Raw genomic sequence first — 20,388 nt, forward strand, 5'->3', positions numbered from 1 at the left:
GATGATAACGGGCTCAATTGGCATGAGAGAGCCTGGTGCGGGATCGCGAAAATGCCCCTGTCACATATGACAGGGGCAAAGCGGCGAAAAAGCTGCTCGGAAAAAGAAGATGTGTGGCGCAAACGATTGAAAAAAGAAAAGGCGCCTCAAGGGCGCCTTTTTGACAGTTTTACGTTATCGACAGGGAGAGGCGTTAACCGCTTATTCCCATTCGATAGTTGCGGGCGGTTTGCCGGAGACGTCGTACACCACGCGGGAGATGCCGTTGATCTCGTTGATGATGCGGTTCGACACATGACCGAGGAAGTCATAGGGCAGATGGGCCCAGTGGGCTGTCATGAAGTCGATGGTCTCGACGGCGCGCAGGGCAATGACCCAGTCATATTTGCGACCATCGCCCATGACGCCAACGGAGCGCACCGGCAGGAAGACGGCGAACGCCTGGCTGACCTGGTTGTAGAGGTCGGCCTTGCGCAGCTCTTCGATGAAGATGGCGTCAGCCTTGCGCAGCAGGTCGCAGTACTCTTTCTTCACCTCGCCGAGCACCCGCACACCCAGACCCGGGCCCGGGAAGGGGTGACGGTAGAGCATGTCGTAGGGCAGACCGAGCTCGAGACCAACGCGGCGCACTTCGTCCTTGAACAGCTCGCGCAGCGGCTCCACCAGACCCATCTTCATCTCTTCCGGCAGGCCGCCGACGTTGTGGTGAGACTTGATGACGTGGGCCTTGCCGGTCTTGCTGGCGGCGGATTCGATGACATCCGGGTAGATGGTGCCCTGGGCCAGCCACTTGGCGTTTTTCAGCTTCTTGGCTTCGTCGTCGAACACTTCTACGAAGACGCGGCCTATGATCTTGCGCTTGGCTTCCGGCTCGTCTTCACCTGCCAGGGCAGAGAGGAAACGCTCTTCGGCATCGACCTTGACGATCTTGAGGCCGAAGTGATCGCCAAACATCTCCATGACCTGGGTGCCTTCGTTCAGGCGCAGCAGGCCGTTGTCGACGAAGACGCAGGTCAGGCGATCGCCGATGGCGCGGTGCACCAGCATGGCGACCACGGAGGAGTCCACGCCGCCGGAGAGGCCCAGGATCACTTCATCGTCACCCACCTGCTCGCGGATGCGGGCGACGGCGTCGTCGATGATGGTGGCCGGGGTCCAGAGGCATTCGCAGCCACAGATCTCCTTGACGAAGTGCTCCAGCATGCGGGCACCCTGACGGGTGTGTGTCACTTCCGGGTGGAACTGCACGCCGTAGAAGCGACGGGCCTCATCGGCCATGGCCGCATGGGGGCAGGTCGCGGTCTGGGCTATGGTGGTGAAGCCGGCCGGGATCTCGGTGACCTTGTCGCCGTGGCTCATCCAGACGTCCAGCAGGGCGTGGCCGTTCTCTGCGATGGCGTCTTCGATGTTGCGCAAGAGGGCGCTGGTCTTGCCGGAGTGGCCCAGCACTTCGACCTGGGCATAACCGAATTCACGCAGGGTGGAGGATTGCACCTTGCCGCCCAGCTGCTCGGCCATGGTCTGCATGCCGTAGCAGATGCCAAATACCGGCACACCGGCGTTGAAAACGTACTCGGGGGCACGGGGGCTGCCCGCCTCGGTCACGGATTCCGGGCCGCCGGAGAGGATGATGCCGCTCGGATTGAATTCGCGGATCTGCTCTTCGGTTACGTCCCAGGCCCACAGCTCGCAGTAGACGCCGATTTCACGGACACGACGGGCGATGAGCTGGGTGTACTGGGAACCGAAATCCAGGATGAGGATGCGGTGCTGGTGAATGTCTTTAGTCATTTTATTCCTGCATCAGGCTGATTTATCACAAAAAGCGTGGGGATAAAAACGTGTTAAAGAAACGGGGCCAGAGCCCCGTTTCATCAGCCCATCCGGTAGTTGGGGGCTTCTTTGGTGATGGTCACGTCATGGACGTGGGACTCTTTCATCCCGGCGCCCGAGATGCGCACGAACTCGGCCTTGGTGCGCATGTCGTCTATGGTGGCGCAGCCGGTCAAGCCCATGGAGGAGCGCAGGCCGCCCATCTGCTGGTGAATGATCTCTTTGAGGCGGCCCTTGTACGGCACGCGCCCTTCGATCCCTTCCGGCACCAGCTTGTCGGCGGCGTTGTCGGTCTGGAAGTAGCGATCGCTGGAGCCCTTGGACATGGCGCCGAGGGACCCCATGCCGCGGTAGGACTTGAAGGAGCGGCCCTGATAGAGCTCGATTTCGCCCGGCGCCTCTTCGGTACCGGCAAACATGGAGCCCACCATGACGCAGCTGGCGCCCGCGGCTATGGCCTTGGCCACGTCGCCGGAGAAGCGGATGCCGCCATCGGCAATCACAGGCACGCCTGTGCCTTCCAGGGCGTCAACAGCGTCGGAGATGGCGGTGATCTGGGGTACGCCAACACCGGTCACGATGCGGGTAGTGCAGATGGAGCCAGGGCCTATGCCGACCTTGACGGCATTGACGCCGGCAGCGACCAGCGCCAGGGCGCCGGCGGCGGTGGCCACGTTGCCACCGATGATTTGCAGCTCAGGATAGGCGTCGCGGGTCGCCTTGATGCGATCCAGCACGCCCTGGGAGTGGCCATGAGAGGAGTCAATCAGCAGCACGTCCACACCGGCTTCCACCAGGGCGACGACGCGCTCTTCGTTGCCTGCACCGGCACCGACGGCGGCACCGACCCGCAGACGGCCGCGCTCGTCTTTACAGGCGTTCGGCTTGCGCTCGGCTTTCTGGAAGTCTTTGACGGTGATCATGCCCTTCAATTTGAAGTCGGCGTTCACCACCAGCACCTTCTCGATACGGTGCTTCTGCATCAGGGCAACCACCTCTTCGCGAGGGGCCCCTTCACGCACTGTGACCAGACGATCCTTCTGGGTCATGATCTGTTCAACGGTCTGGGAGAGATCGATCACGAAGCGCACATCACGGCCGGTGATGATGCCGACAAGCTGGTTGCCGTCAGTGACCACAGGGTAACCGGCAAAGCCATTCTTGTGGCTCAGCTCCTTGACCTGGGCAATGGTCATGTCAGGGCGTACGGTGACGGGGTCGGAGACCACGCCGCTCTCGTACTTCTTGACCTTGCGCACTTCGGCAGCCTGCTGCTCGATGGACATGTTCTTGTGAATGAAGCCGATACCGCCTTCCTGGGCCAGTGCGATAGCCAGACGGGCTTCGGTCACTGTGTCCATGGCAGCGGAAATCATCGGGATATTCAGGGAGATAGCAGACGTGAGCTTGGTACGCAGGTCGGCGGTATTCGGAAGAACAGTGGAGTGTGCTGGAACCAACAGTACATCGTCGAAGGTCAGCGCTTCTTTGGCAATCCTGAGCATGGCAATATCTCACCGTTGAGGAGTGGGGGTGTAAAATATTGCCGACAAATTTTACTCATGCATTGGTCACTGGTAAAGAAGTTTTTTGAATTTTTTATGGTGTAGCCCGGTTTAACGCCGCCAACGGGGCAAAAAACCAATAAATTCAGGCGTAACCATGCCTTTTTTCGCGACAAGATGATCTTTTTTGCCGTTGGCAGCCAAATGCCCGCCAGGCGCACCTAGGGTCACTTTTTAACAATTCCCTCCCCCTCTCGGGGCCGCCACTCAGCCCCCCTGATAACGACCGGGTTTGTGCCAGTTCATCAGCATGGCGTTCATGGCGAGCGCGCTCAAGGTGGACCAGAGCAGCAGAGAGAGCGGCAAGGTGAGCAGGGAGAGCGCAAACACCAGCACATCGAGCAGCATCTGGCTCTTGCCTGCGTTGATGCCGGTGCGCCTTTGCAGCCAGAGCGTCACCACGCCTATGCCCCCCACGGAGGCGTTGTGGCGGGCGAGGGAGAGCACCCCCATGCCGAGGAAGGTGCCCCCCACCAGGGCGGCAAACAGCGGGTGGATGTAGCTCACCGTCAAGAGCAGCGGCACCCCCTGGGTCGCGGCTGAGAGCGCCACATTGACCACCAGCGTCTTGAGCATGAAGCCCCGCCCCATGGTGAAGTAGCTGAACACCAGAAAAGGCAGGTTGGCCAGGAAGAAGAGCACCCCTATGGGCAGGCTGCTGACGTGGGCGAGCAGCAGGGCTATGCCCGCTATGCCGCCGGTGATCATGCCGGAGCACTTGAGCAGATTGAGGCCGACCGCGATGAACATGACCCCGAGGATCATGCCGTAGACGTCGTCCTTGAGGGTGTGGGCCAACCCTCTGCCCACAGCCGCCGGCTGCATGGTCATTTCACCTTCCATATGACTCCTTGACACGAATTGATTGTGGCGTCCCTTGCCCGAAAACCAGACCGTTCCGGCACGGATGGCGGCGGTGCATTCAGCCTGCTGGCACCAGCCCCCGACCTTGCGGCCCCCTGCCCCTGACATCGCCATCATGGGCCTGACAAGTCACAGCAAAAAGAGCGCCAATCAAAACAAGAGTCCGATATACCATCAAAAATCGAATTTAAATTCCGTATATCCATCAAAAAACAGATGGATCATACCAATCCTGGGATCGACTCCCGTGCTGGATCAGCATGTTTACCCAATTAACCCAAAAACATGTCGTGGTCCTTCCTAATAAACCCGTTTATTCGGTTGATCATGCCGATAAAATGTCACTTTACAGCATGGAAGATGCCCGCCAGGAGGGCGCCATGGGGCTGTCTGACATGTTTCTGCGGGATTGGGCGCAAGGGCAAACAACAAGGAAATGCACCATATCAGGGCAATCGCACCAAAGGTGTGCAACTTGGGCCCTGCGCTTGCCTCGCCCGGTGCGACCTAGGTGGGATGCGCCAGCCCTCATCCCCCGCGTCATGCCTCGGCGCCATAAAAAAGTCGGCCCCAAGGCTGACTCGCTGCACACCATCACAGGCACCCCTTATTTGAGGTATTTACCGTCTGCCCCCACCTTGCCGGGGCCGTTCAGCACCCAGACTCGGGCAGAGTAGGCGGGCACCTGGAAGCTCAGGTTGCCGTTGCTGACGCTGACCGTGGTGCCGGTAACCGCATCCCTGTAGGTGCCGTTCTTGAGGCCGCTCAGGCTTATCTGCTGGGCAGAGTTGGCCGCGAGGCCCACGGCGGCGTAGCTCCCCTCGGCACCGAGATCGCGCACGAAGCTGATGCCGCTTCCCCACTCGTTCACCTGGCTCATGGGCGCCTTCTGCAGGGCGGGCACCGCCTTGCGGATCTGGTTCAGGCGCTTGATGTGCTGGTAAAGCGGATGGCTCGGGGTGGCCGGGTTGTCCAGCACATCCCCAAAGTAGGCACGGCCTGTCTGATCCACCGTCATGGTGGCCCCGTCGATGTCTTGCGGCTTGCCGGCCTGGAACATCACCTCCTCCCCGTAGTAGAGGGTCGGGATGCCGCGGGCGGTCCAGAGCAGGTTATAGGTCATGGCCGCATTGCCCTCTTCCCCGCCATAGCGGTACTTGAAGTCATTGTCCGGCCCCACGTCGTGGTTCTGGAAGAAGGTGATGAGCTTGGTGGCATCCCCATAGACCCAGTCCATGGCGAAGATCCCCCCCACTCCGCCAAAGCTCCCCTTGGTGACGTTGTCACGGAAGGTGGAGAAGAGGGAGAAGTCCAGCACCGAGAGACCCGAATCTCCGCCAGCACGAGGATTGGCCGGGTTCGCCGTGGTGCGGGTGTACCACCAGGGGCGGATCACCGCGGAGGCGTTGTCGTTGGCCAGCTCGGATCCCCAGCCGGTGCCCTTGACCAGGTTCTCGCCGAACACGAACAGCCCCGGCTTGTGGGCCTGCCAGTCGTGCACATAGGTCAGCAGTTCGTCCCGCTCTATGTGCTTGAGGGTATCGATACGGATGGCATCCACCCCCATGTCGAGGTACTGACGAATGGCGCCGTTGAGGTAATCCTTGACGTTCTGGTTGCCGGTGGCGAGATCGATGCAGTCCCCCGCCATGTGCTTGCGCTGCAGGGCGAGCGGGTTTTCCCAGTCGCCGCCGGACATGAAACCGTCCAGGTGATACCAGCTGGGATCCAGGGTCTGGGCATCGATGCCGAAGAAGCGGTTGGGGTTGTAGCCTGCGCTCGGCACGCTGGCCCCTGTCTTGGGATCGATCAGGGGCTGGGTGCCGGCCGGATCGGACTGGCAGCGGGCCTTGTACCAGTCGGGAGCGGCGGGGTTGTCATCGTCACAGCGGTTGGCGCTGGCGTAGTCCCCGAGGTTGCCCTGATAGGGCCCGTTGTTGATGAGCCCCTGGCTGGATCCTGCCGGCACGTAGTACTTGACCGGCAGACGATCGATCCAGGTCTTGCCACGCAGGCCGTACTGGCTGGAGTGGTTGATCACCACATCCTGTATCACCTTGATCCCCTTGGCGTGGGCGGCCTGGATGAACTCCCGGTAGCCCGCCCCCGGCGACTCCAGCCGGGGATCGACCCGATAGAAGTCGTAGGCGTGATAGCCGTGATAGTCGAGGCCGGAGCGGTTCTCCACCGGCGGCGTCACCCAGATGGCGGTGAAGCCGAGATCCTTGATGTAGTCGAGCTTCTCGATGAGCCCCTTGAAGTCGCCACGCCAGTGGGGATCCCCCGCCTTGTAGCGGTCCCGGTTGTAATAGTTGTTGCTCCCGTCCCCATCGTAGAAGCGGGCGGTCAGCAGGAAATAGATGCTCTCGCCACGAAAATCGCCCCCCGCCACCGGGCTCTCGCCAATCTGATAGCTGAAGCTCTGCTCCCCTTGATTACCGGTCCCATCGACACTCAATGTCTTGATCACCAGATCGGTGCCGCTACCCTTGTCGCTGGCGACAATGGCCTGGCCGGCGTAGAGGGGGGACGCAGTGGTGGGCTGGCTGCCGTCCGTGGTGAAATGGACCCTGGGGGCGCTGTCGTTATCGTCGCTCACCGAGAGGGTAATGGACTGCGCCTCTGCATAGCTGCCCGGGGCCGGGGTGGCTGTCACAGTGGGCGCCTGATTGTCGGCGCCGGCCAGGGGGGCCACCTCCAGCGTCTTGTCCTGGCTATCGAAGCAGATGCGGTAACTGGTGTTGGCACTCACCTTGTAGTCCTGGTCCGGGTAGGCTTCGGTCCAGTCCCCCTTGCGATCAATCTTGAAGCGGGGATTGCTGCTGCCAAAGGCCTGCTCGGTACAGAAGGTCACTCCGTCCTCGCTGGTCATGGCGGTCAGGCCCCAGTTGTTGGGAGTACCGCGGAAATACCAGTTGCCGCCGGTCTGGGGGGCGGCCACCACCAGGCTCACGCTGCTGCTGCTCTTGGCCCCCTGATCGTCGGTGACCGTCAGGCCATAGGTGAAGGTGCCCGCCTGAGCCGTGTTGACGCTGATGCTCTCCGTGCTCTCGCCGCTGCTCCAGAGATAGCTGGCAATCTGGCCATCGGGATCAGTGGAGTCGCTGCCGCTTAAGGTGAGCACATCCCCCACAGCGACATTCAGGGTGCCGCCCGGGGTGATGACAGCGATGGGGGGCTGGTTGTCGTCCCCGAGCGGCGTGATGCTGTAGGCCTGGGTCTCGTCATTGACCTGGAAGCGCACCATTCCCGTGCCGCTCCAGAGGATGTCGCCGCCGCTGCGCTCCAGCACACCATCGGCGTTGCTGTCGCCGAAGTTGATGGCCCAGTCCCCCGCCTGATCGAACTTGAGCCGCTGGTTGGCCTTGCCATCCATATAGGCTTCGGCCTGCCACAGGTGGTCGGCCACCAGCGTCATGGGCAGGCTGGCCCAGCCATTGAAGGTGCCGCGCACCTGAAGCTGCGGCAGCGTCCTGGCAAACCCCGCGGCCTCGCAACTCGCCACCGCCGTGGTGGTGATGGCCTGGGTGCCGGCATGAATGCGGATCTGATAGTGGGTGTTGGCAGTGACCGCGTAGTCGGCGGTTGGGTAGCTCTGCTGCCAGTTGCCGTATCGGTCGATCTTGAAGCGCGGGCCGCCGCTGGCGTCCCCGCCCAGGAAGAACTGACAGGTATCAAAGTTGAGCCCATCGGTCGACACCATGGCGGTCGCCGCCCAACCATTCGCGGTACCCCGGAAGAACCACTCCGCCGCCGCCCCGCAGGGCGCCGTGATCAGGGTTCCCAACAATCCGGCCGCGAGTATCCATCTAGCCATTGATAGTCCTTTATTTTCATTTTTTGTGTGTGATGCCGGTGTGCCCCGGCATTCCCCATCCGCTACATTCCCGCCTTCGAATGAGTCACGCCAGTCTAGGGCGTGCACAAGCCGACTCATGGCCGATACGTATGAAATGTGACCTGAATCGCCCCGCAAATAATGCATATGTGATTGATAGCGCTTTCATTTCTGCTTAGGCCGCGGGCCGGGGTGAAGCCCGGCGCCTGCCACTAGCATCCCATCGCTTTATCGCGCCCCTGTCAGGGTCCGGCAGTGCCTGTTTACTGAGGGTTGCGATTAAAACGCGATTGATAATGTTTCTTGTTTGCACACTATCCGATGGCGCATGCTGGGCGCCAAGGCCCGGATCCGGGACCAATTCCATGGGCATTTGAGTACGAATATGACGACCAGCAAGGAGGCAGGCTGATGGATGCCTGCGCAATGAGGCCGACCCACGGCCGCGACCAGCAGGGATTGGGCCCGGTTCACCTTGCCTGCCTGACCGTCGCCCTTGTCTTGCACCTCGCCCTCATGTGGCTGATGCAAGGCAGCCGCCCCGCCCCCGTCACGCCCCCCGACCCCATTACCCTCTCTGCCCGCTGGGCCGGGGAGTCGAACCAGCATGACGCGCCGGGCAGACCGGCGGCGCCCGCGCTCACCCCGGCCCCGCCGAAGGTCGTCAAGCCGCCCACGCCCGTTAAGCAGAAGCAGCCCAAGCCGGTGGTCAAGAAGCCCGCCCCCAGGCCGGTGCCCAAGGCGCCGCCAGCGCCCGTGGCCAAACCTGTCGCCAAGGCCAAGCCGGTGACGGCACCGGCGGCCCCAGCCGCACAGCTGACCGCGGCCAATCCCTTGAGTCCCGGCAGCAACAGCACCCCGGTCAAGACGAGCCAGAGCGGGACAGGCGGGGGCAGCAGCGCCCCCATCGCCCGGGACGCCAGATTGAACAACCCAGAGCCCCCCTACCCCCCGGAGTCACGCAGACGGGGAGAAGAGGGACGGGTGGTATTGAAGGTCCGTGTCAGCAAAGAGGGCACGGCGGAGTCGGTGGAGGTCGAGCGCAGCAGCGGTCATCGGCGCCTGGACATGGTTGCCCGCAAGACGGTCAGCCGCTGGCGTTTCATTCCGGCCAGGCAGAATGACAACGCCGTCGCAGCCTGGGCCGGGGTCACCATTATTTTCAAGTTAGGGGCATAAGTCATGAATCCGGAAATCGAAACAAGCGGCATGGGCATGGCTCATCTGCTCAGCCAAAACACTGGGGTGGGCCTGGTCCCGCTGATCTTGCTGGTCCTGATGTCGCTCGGCACCTGTTATTACGGGCTGCTCAAGCTCTGGCTTGACCATAGCGAGCAGCGCCAAAACGCTCGCTTCCTGGATGAGTTCTGGCAGCATGGGAGCGTGCAGGCGATGGCGCACCAGCTCGCCCAGACGCCCCCAAGGGAAGCCTGCGGCAGGATAACGGGGGCGGCGCTGACGGCGGTTGCCCAGATTGAGCGCTCCCAGGGACGGGCCGCCTCCCTCACACTGAGCTCCCCCGACGAATTCTTGCTGCGCGCCCTGCGCCAGGCCATCAGCGCCGAGCGTCTTCGCCTAGAGCAGGGGCTGACCTTCCTCGCCTCCGTCGGCTCGGCGGCCCCCTTCATCGGGCTCTTTGGCACCGTCTGGGGCATCTATCACGCCCTGCTGGCCATAGGAGCGGCGGGCCAGAGCAGCCTGGACAAGGTGGCAGGCCCGGTCGGGGAGGCCCTCATCATGACCGGCTTCGGCCTCGCCGTCGCCCTGCCGGCAGTGCTCGTCTACAACCTCTTCGTGCGGCGCAATCGCCTCAAGCTGGCGGCTCTGGACGAGTTTGCCTATGACCTCTTCGCCCTGCTGGTGACCGGCGTCGAACAGACCAGCGCCAGGGTGACGCCGCTGGCCGCCGTCGACAGCGCCAGACAGGGGCAGATGTAATGGCCTTTGGCAAACTCCCAGGTGACTCGGACGATCAGCCGCTGTCCGAGATCAACATGATCCCCATGATAGATGTCATGCTGGTGCTGCTCATCGTCTTCATGATCACGGCCCCCCTGCTCACCAACGCGGTCAAGCTCGAGCTGCCCGAGGCCAGCAGCCAGGTCCATCAACCCAGGCAAAAAGATGTGGTGCTCTCCATCGACGGCGCCGGCAAGATCTACTGGAACGACCAGGCCGTCGATGAGCAGACCCTGCTCACTCGGATGAGCGAGGCTGGCGAAACCAAGCCCGAGATCCCCGAAATACAGCTGCGCATCGACAAGGGGGTCGAGTACGGCCTCATCGCCAAGGTCATGGCCCAGGCCTCCCGGCACGGGCTGCACAAGATTGCCTTCGTGAGTCAGCCGGAAAACGAGTGAGGCTCGGGGCCAGCGCCAGATGATCTCGATGAGCCAGCCACACAGACGGATCCCCAAGATGGGGGCTGGACGGCTGACGCCACCGGGCATCGGATGATGCCTGGTTCATTGCCCCCATTCCCCGGTTGCCAAGAGAGGGACACCCCCGCATGATGCGGACTCTGCATTCAGGGTCCCGGGCGCATACCCCTCATTTCAAGGAGAGAAGATGAGAACATCGGATTACGTGCGGCTGCTGGTGCTGGCGGCCATCTGGGGCGCCAGCTTCCTGTTCATGCGCATAGCGGCGCCCGCCTTTGGCTCGGTCAACACCACCTTCCTGCGGGTCTTCTTCGCCCTGGTCGGGCTCGCCGCCATGCTGTTGCTGCTGCGCACCCCCATGCAGTTCCAGGGCAAGCTCAAATCCATCATGGTGCTCGGCATCATCAACTCGGGCGTGCCCTTCCTGATGTACGCCATCGCCGCTCTCTGGCTGCCCGCCGGCTACTCGGCCATCCTGAACGCCACCACGCCGCTGATGGGGGCCCTCATCGGCTTCTCCTTCTTCAACGAGACGCTGACCTTGCGCAAGTGGAGCGGCGTCATGCTGGGGCTGATGGGCATAGCCCTCATCACCACCACGGGAGAGGTGAACCTGACCAGCAATCTCGTCACCGGCGTGCTGGCCTGCCTCATCGCCACCGCCTGCTATGGCTGCGCCGGTTTCCTGACCCGGCGCTGGATCAGCGAGCGGGGCGGCCTCGATGCCAAGCTGGTGGCCTTTGGCAGCCAGCTCGGCGCCTGCCTCTTCCTGCTCCCCTTCTTCGGTTACACCCTGGTGACAGGCCCCGCCGTCAACTGGGCCCTCCCCGAGGTGTGGGCCAGCGTGCTGGCGGTCGGCTTCATCTGCACCGCCCTCGCCTATCTTATCTACTTCAGGCTGATCGCCGATATCGGGCCCCTGCGCTCCCTGACGGTCACCTTCCTGATCCCGCCCTTTGGCATCCTGTGGGGCTATCTGGTGCTGGGCGAGCCCCTCACCGGCGGTTTCGTGGCGGGCGGCGCCATCGTCTGTCTCGCGGTCTGGCTGGTGGTGAGCCCGAGCAGGGCCGCCAAACCGGCCAAAGCGCAGCCACAGGGCTGAATGCCATCTGCCGGGCCCCGTGGCTCGGATGTTGGCACAGGCAGACTGAAGCCAGACGCCGCTGCTGCCGCAGACACGGACTCGGCGGATGGGCTGAACTGGGGTAAGATGTGCCCCATCGTTTTCTCCCCGCTCCGGCGGACACAGCAGCAGGGCCAGCCTTGAACCACCTCGACGAATCCAGCCAGAGCAGGCAACAGCAGATCTTCACCGTCACCCGCCTCAACAGCGCCGTGCGCATGATACTGGAGCAGGATCTGGGGCTGGTGTGGCTGACGGGGGAGCTCTCCAACCTGGCGATGCCAAGCTCGGGCCACTGGTATTTCTCCTTGAAGGACATCTCGGCCCAGGTGCGCTGCGCCATGTTCAAGGGCAACAACCGCCGGGTGCCGTTCCGACCGCAAGATGGCATGCAGGTACTGGTGCAGGCGCGGGTCTCCCTCTATGAGCCCCGCGGCGACTACCAGCTCATCATCGAATCGATGCAGCCCGCCGGGGACGGCATGCTGGCCCTGCGCTTCGAGGAGCTCAAGCGCCGCCTCGGCGCCGAAGGGCTGTTCGACGAGGGCCGCAAGCGCCCGCTCCCCCGCGAGCCCCGCGCCGTGGGGCTGGTCACCTCGGCCACCGGCGCCGCCCTGCACGACATGCTGACGGTGCTTGAGCGCCGGGCGCCGGATCTGCCGGTCTTCATCTACCCGACCCAGGTGCAGGGCAGCGCCGCCACCTCCCAGATAGTCGCGGCCATCACTCTTGCCAACCGCCGCGCCGAGGTGGATGTGCTCATCGTCGGTCGCGGCGGCGGCTCCCTTGAAGATCTCTGGTGCTTCAACGAGGAGGCGGTGGCCCGCGCCATCGCAGGCTCCGCCATTCCGGTGGTGAGCGCGGTGGGCCACGAGGTGGACGTCACCATCAGCGACTTCGCCGCCGACTTGCGCGCCCCCACTCCTTCCGCCGCCGCCGAGCTGGTGGCACCGGACAGAAGCGCCCGCGCCCAGCGCCTGGTTCACCTCAAGCAGCGTCTGCTGCAGGCCATCTCCCGGCGCCAGACCGCCGCCCGCCATGGCTTCGCGCTGCTGCAAAAGCGGCTGGATCACCAGGATCCCAAGCGCCGGCTGGAGCAGCAGTCCCAACGTCTGGACGAGCTGTCCGGCCGCCTGCAGCAGCTGCTCAATCTGCGCCTGCATCAGGGGGAGCGGCGCCTCGCGAACCTCGAGCTGCGGCTGCAGGCCAGGAGCCCTTCAACGCTGCTGGCCGCCGGCAAGCGCCGCCACCAGCTGGCGGACGAGCGGCTCCATAGCCTGATGAGCAAGCGCCAGGATCTGGCCGCCCACCGTCTCGCCATGCTGAGTGCGCGGCTCGACGGGGTGAGCCCGCTGGCCACCCTGGGGCGGGGTTACTCCATCACCCGCACGCCAAGTGGCGAGGTGATAAGCCGCGCCGCCCAGGTGAGCCCGGGCCAGCAACTGGTCACCATGCTCGCAGAGGGGGAGCTGCGGGTGCGGGTGGAGGAAGTGCACAACCAATAACGAAAGGGGGCCGTCAAGCGGCCCCCTTTCGTTCCCTCCTTCTCTTGCCCCTGCCCGCTAAACCCGCGAATGATGCCGGGCCCCGCCCGGATGAGCGGCGGGGGTTGCCGCCTCCCCTCCCATGGGATTTGACTGCAGATACTCGAACAAGCCCGCCTGCAGATTGACGTTCCAGAAGCGCCCCGCCAGGGTCAGCGCCAGTGCCTCCCCGGTCAGCTCGGCCAGGCCATGCTGCTGCCAGCGCTCAAAAAGCGGCAACAGATGCGCCCGCACGGGGGATGGCAAGCGCCCGAGGGCAAGCCAGCCGGTATCGAGGCTACCGCGCAGCAGGCCGTCGATGGGCCCGTTGGGGTTGGGCCTCATCACCATGCCGGGCGCTCGCAGATCGGCGGCCAGCGCCTGGTGCCAGGCCCCTAGATCCCGGCCATACATCAGGCCGTGGCCATGAATGCTGCCCCCCGCCCCCGCACCGAAGGGGAGGATCTCGGCGCCGCGCTTGGCCATCTGGTTGTAGCGGCTCTGCTCTGCCTCGCTTCGCCGCCAGTGGCTGCAGGAGAGGCGCTGCCAGCCCCCCTGCTCCAGGGTGCGGGCGCCATAGGCATACATGGTCGCCCGCTGCTGACCATCGGCGGACCAGCCGAGTCGGCCCTTCTCCTGCGCCCGATCCAGATTGGTGCCCTGCATGGCGACGAGCTGATAGAGATCCACCCCGTGCACGCCGCTGGTCATCACATCCGCGATGTCCTGGCGCCACAGGGCGTCATCCTGCCCCGGCAGGCCGAAGATGAGATCCGCCACTATGACAGCGGCGTCATCCCGGGTCAGCTCCTCCAACCGGGCGAGCAGTGTCTCCCTGTCATCGAAACGGGCCGCCTGCTGGCGCACTTCTGTGTTGAAGCTCTGCACCCCGAACGAGAAACGGTTGAAGCCCCCCGCCAGGGCCGTCTGCCATTTCTCGTCATCAAAGCCGTTGAGCCGCCCCTCCAGGGTCACTTCCGCATCGGCCGTCAGCGGAAAACGACGGATAGCCTCGGCGAGGCGCGCCAGATCATCCGCCGCCATGTCGGTGGGTGTGCCGCCTCCCACATAGACGGCCGAGAAGGGCTTGCTCTGCGCGTACGGCGTCTTCGCCGCCCGGCTCAGCTGGTCACACAGGGCCGCCATATAGCGGCTCATGCGCGCCGGGTTGGCGCCATTTTCGAAGAAGTTGCAGAAGCTGCAGCGCTTGCGGCAGAAGGGAACATGGATATAGAGCGCCCGCTCCCGGGCCTCGCTCGGCCGTTGCCACCAGGCTTGCCAGCCGGCGTCGTCCAGCGTCAGGGGGCCTGCGCCGCCCCGGCTGGCATGGGCCGAGGTCTTGGCGGTGAAGGCGAACTTCAGGGGATCCGGGGTGGCGAGCCCCGTCATGGTCGGGGTGAACTGTGGCGTCATCACTGGCAGGTTACCGTCTGGAAATAATGCAAATGATAACGAATATCAGTTAAGCCCTGTGTTGTGCTGGATCAAGTCAGGGGCATTGAGAGGGCGTCATCTCCCCCTCTGCCTGGGCGCGAGAGCAGATGTAAAGCGAGATCATGCAGGAGGAATGGCAGGAAGAGAGCCACTCTCCGGCGGGAGAGTGGTGGCACACACGCGATCAGGCCAGAGGAAGGATCCCGGCGGCGGGATCAGGGCGCTGACGCCGGGCTGGGCAGATCAGCCGTTGTCTATGATGATGGCGACCCGGCGATTCTCCGCCCGTCCGGCGGCGGTGCCGTTATCGGCGATCGGCGCCTCTTCACCGCGTCCACGGATGTCCAGGTTGGCCGCGGGCATGCCCACAGACGCCAGCACCTCGGCCACGGACTGGGCCCGTTTCAACGAGAGCTGCTCGTTGTAGGCCGCCTCGCCGTTGGAGTCGGTGTGACCGTCCACCCGGGCCCGGTTCAGCCCCACCTCAATCAGGGCCCTGCCCAAGGCTTCCACCACCTGGCGGGTGCCGGGATTGAGGGCCCCCACGTTGTTGGCAAACAGCACCTTGTTGGAGATATCCAGGGTCCAGCCCTCGTCGGTCAGGTGAAACCCCTGCTCCTTGAGTGCGGCGATCTGCGCCTGCGTGAGGCCCTGGGGAGCGCTCTGGCAAGCCGCCAGCCCACCGAGCAAGAGTGCGAACAGACCTGCTCTCATCAGGTTGAAAAACGTCATCATTCTTGTCCTTTCATTATTTTCCATATCAATTTCACGTGGTTGTCTGGTCGTCTCTGTGTCCCTCCCTGCGTTGTCGTTTGGCTTCATACATGGCGCCGTCGGCGGCCTGCAACAAGGTATCCGCCGTCTCCCCCTGCTCGGGGTAGAGGGCGGCGCCGACGCTGATGCCGACCCCCAGATGACGGCCATCGCTCAAGACCACGGGGGTGCTCATCGCTTGCTGGATCCGCATCATCACATCCTGCACCTCACTCCCCTGATGCACCGGAAAGAGCAGGACCACAAACTCATCCCCGCCCAGCCGACACACCAGGTCCATGGGCCTGAGCTGATGCTGCACCCGCCGCGCCAGCGTGATGAGCACCTCGTCACCGATTGCATGGCCCAGGTTGTCATTGATCTGCTTGAAGCGATCACAGTCCAGATAGAGCAGGGCGAAGCGCTCCTGCCGGGTGCGCCCGGCCAGGATGGCTTGTTCCAGCCGCGCCTCGAACAGCGCCCGGTTGGGCAGACCGGTGAGGGGATCATGGGTTGCCTGGTGCAGCAGGGTGGCGTTCTCCCGCTTCTGGTGGGCCTGCCAGGCTTCCAGCTCGTCGAGCAGTGAATTGAAGTCTTCCCCGAGCTCGTGCAGCTCGGCGATGTTGGCCTCCGGCACCCGCTGCTTGAGGGCGCGCTGGCGGCTGACGTTGTAGGCGACCTCGGTCAGGGCCTTGAGGGGCGCCGTGATGGAACGCTGCATCCGGCGCGCCACATAGAGCGCCCCCAGGATACTGAGCAGCAGGCACAGCAGGGTCGCCATCAGGGTCTGCAACAGGAAGCGCAGCAGGTGCTGGCCGTGACCGACCAGGTGAACCTGGGCTATCTCCTTGTTCTCCCGCACTATGGGCTGCTCCACAGGTCCCGGCAGGATAAGCTGGGCCAGATGCTGCTCCAGACTGCTCCAGGGGGTAGTAATGTCCCGGCGCCAGCTCGCCAGCACCTGACCGCCGGGCAGCAGAATGCGGGCGCTGGCCACGTCCTCCCGGGAGGTGATGGCCTCCAGGGCATCCTTGGCCGCATCCTTGTCATCGAACACCACGGCCGCTTCCGCGGTGTAACTGATGGCCCGCGCCACCAGCTTGAGGTTGTGATCCGCATAGAGGCGCAGGGCCAGCAGCGCCGTGATGGTCGGGAAGAGGCCCGCCATACAGACGGCTGTCAGGGAGATCATCATGTGGGTGCGCCCCAGGCTCTGGCGCAGGGTGAGCCGGGGGCTGGCGTGATTGATGGTCATCGCGCCTCCGCACCCGCTCTGGCGAGCTTGAGCACGGCCGGGTGCACCCGCACGCCGCTGCGGGCCAGTGCATCCAGGTTGACCCGAAAACGGACCCTCTCTTTGCCGGCCTGCAGGCAGAACACCGCATCGGCGATGCACTCGCGGCTCTGCTCGCTGATGCTGAGGATGGCGTACCCCCGCAGACGCTCGAACAGGGAGAGCCGCTGCTCGGGAACCAGCACCCCCAGATAGATCACATCGCAGCGCTGGATCAGCGCCTCGTCGTCGACCTCGTAGCGATGCACATCGACCGGGCGGCCATTGGCCTGCTGGCGGATGGTGAGCAGCGACGCCGCATATTCCGTGGGCGCGGCCACGCAGAGCCGCAACCTGGCAGGCTCGCTGGGCCAGCGGGTGTAGCTCAGGATATCGAGCACGGTTTGCCGCACCAGCTCGCTGCGCACTTCCGCCGAGGTCGCCGGTGCCGCCTCGCAGGTCAGCACCCAGAGGCAGCAAAGGGGCGTGAGCCACGCCAGGATCCGAAAGGAGGAGAAAAACTGCATGATGCCCGCGCTTATGCCCACATCGGTACCTGGGTGGTCCGACGCCCATGGAGGGAGTGCCAGAGAGGAGTCGCACCGAGCTTATCAGCCGCCCAGCGGCTGCCTATCCGTACTGGCATCGGCTGCGTCAGCGGCCGACGCAGCGAGGGCAACGCCACAGACCAGGACGGGCGCCCCGGGGGCACGCCTTCAGGGTTACTTTTTGCCAATCCCATATTCGCGCAGCTTGTTGGCGATGGCGGTGTGGGAGACCCCGAGCCGCTTGGCCAGTTGCCGGGTAGAGGGGAAGGCCGGGTAGAGCCGCTCCAGCAGCCGGCTCTCGAAGCGCTTCACCGCCTCGTCGAGCCCCCCCTCGAACCACTCGTCGATAAGGGGCATGGCGTCGGCCGCCACCGGCAGGTCCACATGCTCGGGGCCTAATTCGTCCCCTTCCAGCAACGTCATGGCCCGGTAGAGGCAGTTGCGCAGCTGGCGCACGTTGCCGGGCCAGCGGTAGGCGGTCAGGTACTCGGCCATGTTGCGGGTAAAGCGCGGACGCGGGCGCTGCAACTCGCTCGCAAAGCGGGAGACGAACTGCTGGGCCAGGGCCATGATGTCCGCCTTGCGCTCGCGCAGGGGGGGCAGCGCCAGACTCAGCACATTGAGGCGGTAGTAGAGATCTTCCCGGAACTTGCCTTCGTGCACCAGATCCAGCAACTGCTTCTGGGTGGTGCAGATGAAGCGCACGTTGACCCTCACCTCCTGCTCGTCCCCGACCCGACGGAAAACGCCGTCTTGCAGCACCCGCAGGAACTTGGTCTGCAGATGGGGGGACATGTCGCCTATCTCGTCCAGCATCAGGGTGCCGCCGCTCGCCAGCTCCAGCACGCCGCGCTTGCCTTCGGTGTTGTTGCCAAAGGCGCCGGGGGCGTAGCCAAACAGCTCGCTCTCGGCCACGTTGTCCGGCATGGCGGCGCAGTTGAGCGCCATGAAGGGATGGCTGGATCTCAGGCTGGCGCCGTGACAGGCACGGGCCAGCAACTCCTTGCCGGTGCCGGTCTCGCCCACGATGAGCAAGGGGGCATCCTGCATCGCGAGCTTGGCGGCCTGGGCCAGCACCTCCTTCATCTTCTGGCTCTCGGCCTGCAGGTGCTCGAAGCCCCCGACTTCCACCGCGTGCAGCGCGCTGAAGTGCATGCCGACCCGGCGGGCGGATTTGAGCACCACAACGGCGCCGGCCAGGGCCTGTTTGCCCTTCTCTTCGGCCACGAACAGCGGCATCAGATCGCCGAGGTACTCCTCGCCGCCGAGGCTGAGTTTGCAGGTCTGGGGCTTGATCTCGCTCGCCTCCAGCCAGCGGGCGAAGGAGAAGCCCTTGACCAGGGAGCCGAGCGCCAACCCGCGCACCTCTTCCGGCGGCAGCGCCAGCGTGGTGAGGGCGGCCTGGTTGGCCTGGGTCACCCGCCCCTTGCTGTCGAGGGAGAAGACCAGATCCGGCAGCGCCTTGAGCAGGGCCTCTATCTCGTGATGCTCCCGCTCGGAGGGCATGTAGGGGATGGTCTTGACGTCATAGACGCCGGGAATGCGGCGGATCTCCGGCATCAGATGCTGGAAATCGCGAAACTCCAGCTCGGGGAAATTGAGATAGATGATGCCTGAGGTATCGATTTCGATGCCGCGCAGATCGATGTTGTGCTCCACCAGTCGGTCGAGCAGTTCCCGGGTCAGGCCCAGACGGTCTTCACAGCTGACTTCAAGACGCATTCGGCACACACTTCCTAGCTAACATTCTGAATAGCCGGATGATACAGACTCGATCCCGCCAGTGCGAGCGCTCCCCCATAAAAATGCGGGCCCGCCCCGTTTTCACCGGGCAGGCCCTCTCAATGGAGATGCAGAGGCGCAGGATCTCAGCTCAGCAGCTCGTCCGTGCGTGCCGCCATGATGAAGTCGTTGCGATGTAATCCTCCTATCTTGTGGGTCCACCAGCTCACTGTCACCTTGCCCCACTCGAGCAAGATCGCCGGATGGTGGAACTCGACCTCCGCCAGCTCGCCCAACCGGTTGGTGAAGGCCAGCGCCTCCTTGAAGTTGCGAAAGGCAAATTCTCGCCTCAGTTGCAGCTCGCCGTTCACCACCAGGGGCTGCCAGTCGGGGATGGCGTGCATCAGCTCGCTCAGCTCCTGCTCGGTCACCCTGGGGGCATCGGCGCGGCACGCTTCGCACCGCTGATTTGCCAGTTCAGACATTCGGGACTCCTTTCATCAATGGAATGGGTTGGAAACGGATTCAGCTCGCCTGCCGGCCAGAGGCCGGGGCAAAGCGGGGCGGACGCAGACCGAGGCGACGGGCCTCGGCCACCGCCGCCATGATCTGCTGCGGCCCCAGGCGGTAGAGGCAATCCAGGCTTGGCAGCACGAAATAGACGGGCTGCATGATGTCGATGCGATAAGGGGTGCGCAGCACCTCCAGCAGATCGAAGGGTTGCAGCACCGGCTTGCCGGAAAGGGCATAGGCGGTCTCGCCGATGGAGGAGAGGATGCCGCCACCGTAGATGCGCAGCCCCTCCCCCTCCTGCAGGAGACCAAACTCCACGGTGAACCAGTAGAGCCGCGCCAGATAGACCCGCTCCTCCTTGCTGGCATTCAGCCCGAGCTGGCCATAGAGGTGGGTGAAGTGGGCGAAGGCGGGGTTGGTCAGCATGGCACAGTGGCCGAAGATCTCGTGGAAGATGTCGGGCTCTTGCAGGTAGTCGAGCTCGTCCCGGCGGCGGATGAAGGTAGCCACCGGAAACTGGCGATCCGCCAGCAGGGCAAAGAAGCGATCGAAGGAGATGAGCGCCGGCACGGCGGCCACCGACCAGCCGGTGGTGGGGGTCAGGGCGGCGTTGATCTCCCCCAGTTGCGGGATACGATCCCGGGGCAGTGCCAGCCTATCCAGCCCCGCCAGGTATGCGTCGCAGGCCTTGCCATCGAGCGCCGCGAGCTGGCGCGCGATCAGGATCTGCCAGGTCCCCTGCTCTTCCTCCGAGTAGTGGATGCAGCCCTGATCGTCCGGTTGGTGTGCTGTGTAGCTACTTGCCATGATCCCTGCCATCTTCGGCCCCTAAAGGCCCCTTGTCGTTGCTCTTCAGGATCACTGTAACGGCTTGCCCATCAAAAAAGCAGCCGACCCCGAGGTCGGCTGACTGCCACAGATGTAAATAATTTGTGACATCACGATGTACTTCCCGGGGTGCCGTGGTGGTGGAGAGGGCCCGCCCGGAAATGGCTCAGGCAGGGAGATCCCCCCCCCC

The 20,388-nt window shown here is 63.9% G+C and carries 16 protein-coding genes; 5 read left to right on the forward strand and 11 right to left on the reverse strand.

Annotated elements, in window-relative coordinates:
* Positions 1-201: 201 nt before the first annotated feature.
* The 4 genes from guaA to AB5Y91_RS11395 all read right to left on the reverse strand — a co-directional run bounded on the left by guaA (position 202) and on the right by AB5Y91_RS11395 (position 8,079).
* The gene (gene guaA, locus AB5Y91_RS11380; RefSeq protein WP_368169833.1) at positions 202-1,791 is read right to left on the reverse strand and encodes a glutamine-hydrolyzing GMP synthase; all 1,590 of its coding nucleotides are present in this window, start codon (positions 1,789-1,791) and stop codon (positions 202-204) included.
* An 83-nt stretch (positions 1,792-1,874) separates the two neighbouring features.
* Positions 1,875-3,338, reverse strand: coding sequence for an IMP dehydrogenase (gene guaB / locus AB5Y91_RS11385; protein ID WP_368169834.1), 1,464 nt, complete (start codon positions 3,336-3,338; stop codon positions 1,875-1,877).
* Between the two features lie 267 nt (positions 3,339-3,605).
* Positions 3,606-4,241 carry a YitT family protein gene (locus AB5Y91_RS11390; RefSeq protein WP_106886946.1) on the reverse strand — a complete coding sequence of 212 codons (636 nt, stop codon included), beginning with the start codon at positions 4,239-4,241 and terminating at the stop codon, positions 3,606-3,608.
* 628 nt (positions 4,242-4,869) lie between these two features.
* Positions 4,870-8,079, reverse strand: coding sequence for an alpha-amylase family glycosyl hydrolase (locus tag AB5Y91_RS11395; RefSeq protein ID WP_368169835.1), 3,210 nt, complete (start codon positions 8,077-8,079; stop codon positions 4,870-4,872).
* Between the two features lie 432 nt (positions 8,080-8,511).
* Here AB5Y91_RS11395 and AB5Y91_RS11400 point away from each other — a divergent pair, with 432 nt between their 5' ends.
* The 5 genes from AB5Y91_RS11400 to xseA all read left to right on the forward strand — a co-directional run bounded on the left by AB5Y91_RS11400 (position 8,512) and on the right by xseA (position 13,109).
* On the forward strand, positions 8,512-9,279 hold the full coding sequence (locus AB5Y91_RS11400) for an energy transducer TonB (protein ID WP_368169836.1): 768 nt from the start codon (positions 8,512-8,514) through the stop codon (positions 9,277-9,279).
* Positions 9,280-9,282: 3 nt separating this feature from the next.
* A complete protein-coding gene (locus tag AB5Y91_RS11405) occupies positions 9,283-10,038 on the forward strand; it encodes a MotA/TolQ/ExbB proton channel family protein (protein ID WP_368169837.1) in 756 nt (251 codons plus the stop codon).
* Positions 10,038-10,460 (forward strand): ExbD/TolR family protein, encoded by a 423-nt coding sequence (locus AB5Y91_RS11410; RefSeq protein ID WP_368169838.1) that lies wholly within the window; start codon positions 10,038-10,040, stop codon positions 10,458-10,460. Before AB5Y91_RS11405 ends, AB5Y91_RS11410 begins: the two co-directional genes overlap by 1 nt.
* A 208-nt stretch (positions 10,461-10,668) precedes the next feature.
* Complete coding sequence (locus AB5Y91_RS11415; RefSeq protein WP_368169839.1) at positions 10,669-11,583, forward strand: DMT family transporter; 915 nt, start codon at positions 10,669-10,671, stop codon at positions 11,581-11,583.
* Between the two features lie 161 nt (positions 11,584-11,744).
* Positions 11,745-13,109, forward strand: a complete 1,365-nt coding sequence (xseA, locus tag AB5Y91_RS11420; RefSeq protein WP_368169840.1) for an exodeoxyribonuclease VII large subunit — start codon at positions 11,745-11,747, stop codon at positions 13,107-13,109.
* Positions 13,110-13,166: 57 nt separating this feature from the next.
* On the opposite strand, the gene hutW is transcribed toward xseA, so the two are convergent.
* From hutW to phhA, 7 genes are all read right to left on the reverse strand, one after another.
* Positions 13,167-14,540: a heme anaerobic degradation radical SAM methyltransferase ChuW/HutW gene (gene hutW, locus AB5Y91_RS11425; protein ID WP_368169841.1), complete on the reverse strand. Its 1,374-nt coding sequence runs from the start codon at positions 14,538-14,540 to the stop codon at positions 13,167-13,169.
* 264 nt (positions 14,541-14,804) lie between these two features.
* The gene (locus AB5Y91_RS11430) at positions 14,805-15,293 is read right to left on the reverse strand and encodes an OmpA family protein (protein WP_106887963.1); all 489 of its coding nucleotides are present in this window, start codon (positions 15,291-15,293) and stop codon (positions 14,805-14,807) included.
* 34 nt (positions 15,294-15,327) lie between these two features.
* Complete coding sequence (locus AB5Y91_RS11435; RefSeq protein ID WP_368169842.1) at positions 15,328-16,569, reverse strand: diguanylate cyclase; 1,242 nt, start codon at positions 16,567-16,569, stop codon at positions 15,328-15,330.
* The gene (locus AB5Y91_RS11440; RefSeq protein WP_368169843.1) at positions 16,566-17,114 is read right to left on the reverse strand and encodes a YfiR family protein; all 549 of its coding nucleotides are present in this window, start codon (positions 17,112-17,114) and stop codon (positions 16,566-16,568) included. The genes AB5Y91_RS11435 and AB5Y91_RS11440 overlap by 4 nt, the downstream gene beginning before the upstream one ends.
* A 195-nt stretch (positions 17,115-17,309) precedes the next feature.
* Positions 17,310-18,857, reverse strand: coding sequence for a transcriptional regulator TyrR (gene tyrR, locus AB5Y91_RS11445; protein ID WP_368169844.1), 1,548 nt, complete (start codon positions 18,855-18,857; stop codon positions 17,310-17,312).
* Positions 18,858-19,003: 146 nt separating this feature from the next.
* Positions 19,004-19,342, reverse strand: a complete 339-nt coding sequence (locus tag AB5Y91_RS11450; protein ID WP_368169845.1) for a 4a-hydroxytetrahydrobiopterin dehydratase — start codon at positions 19,340-19,342, stop codon at positions 19,004-19,006.
* Positions 19,343-19,382: 40 nt separating this feature from the next.
* The gene (phhA, locus tag AB5Y91_RS11455; protein WP_171276051.1) at positions 19,383-20,177 is read right to left on the reverse strand and encodes a phenylalanine 4-monooxygenase; all 795 of its coding nucleotides are present in this window, start codon (positions 20,175-20,177) and stop codon (positions 19,383-19,385) included.
* Positions 20,178-20,388 lie beyond the last annotated feature (211 nt).

It is taken from the genome of Aeromonas sp. R4-3 (assembly GCF_040908275.1).
GTDB lineage: Bacteria > Pseudomonadota > Gammaproteobacteria > Enterobacterales > Aeromonadaceae > Aeromonas > Aeromonas rivipollensis.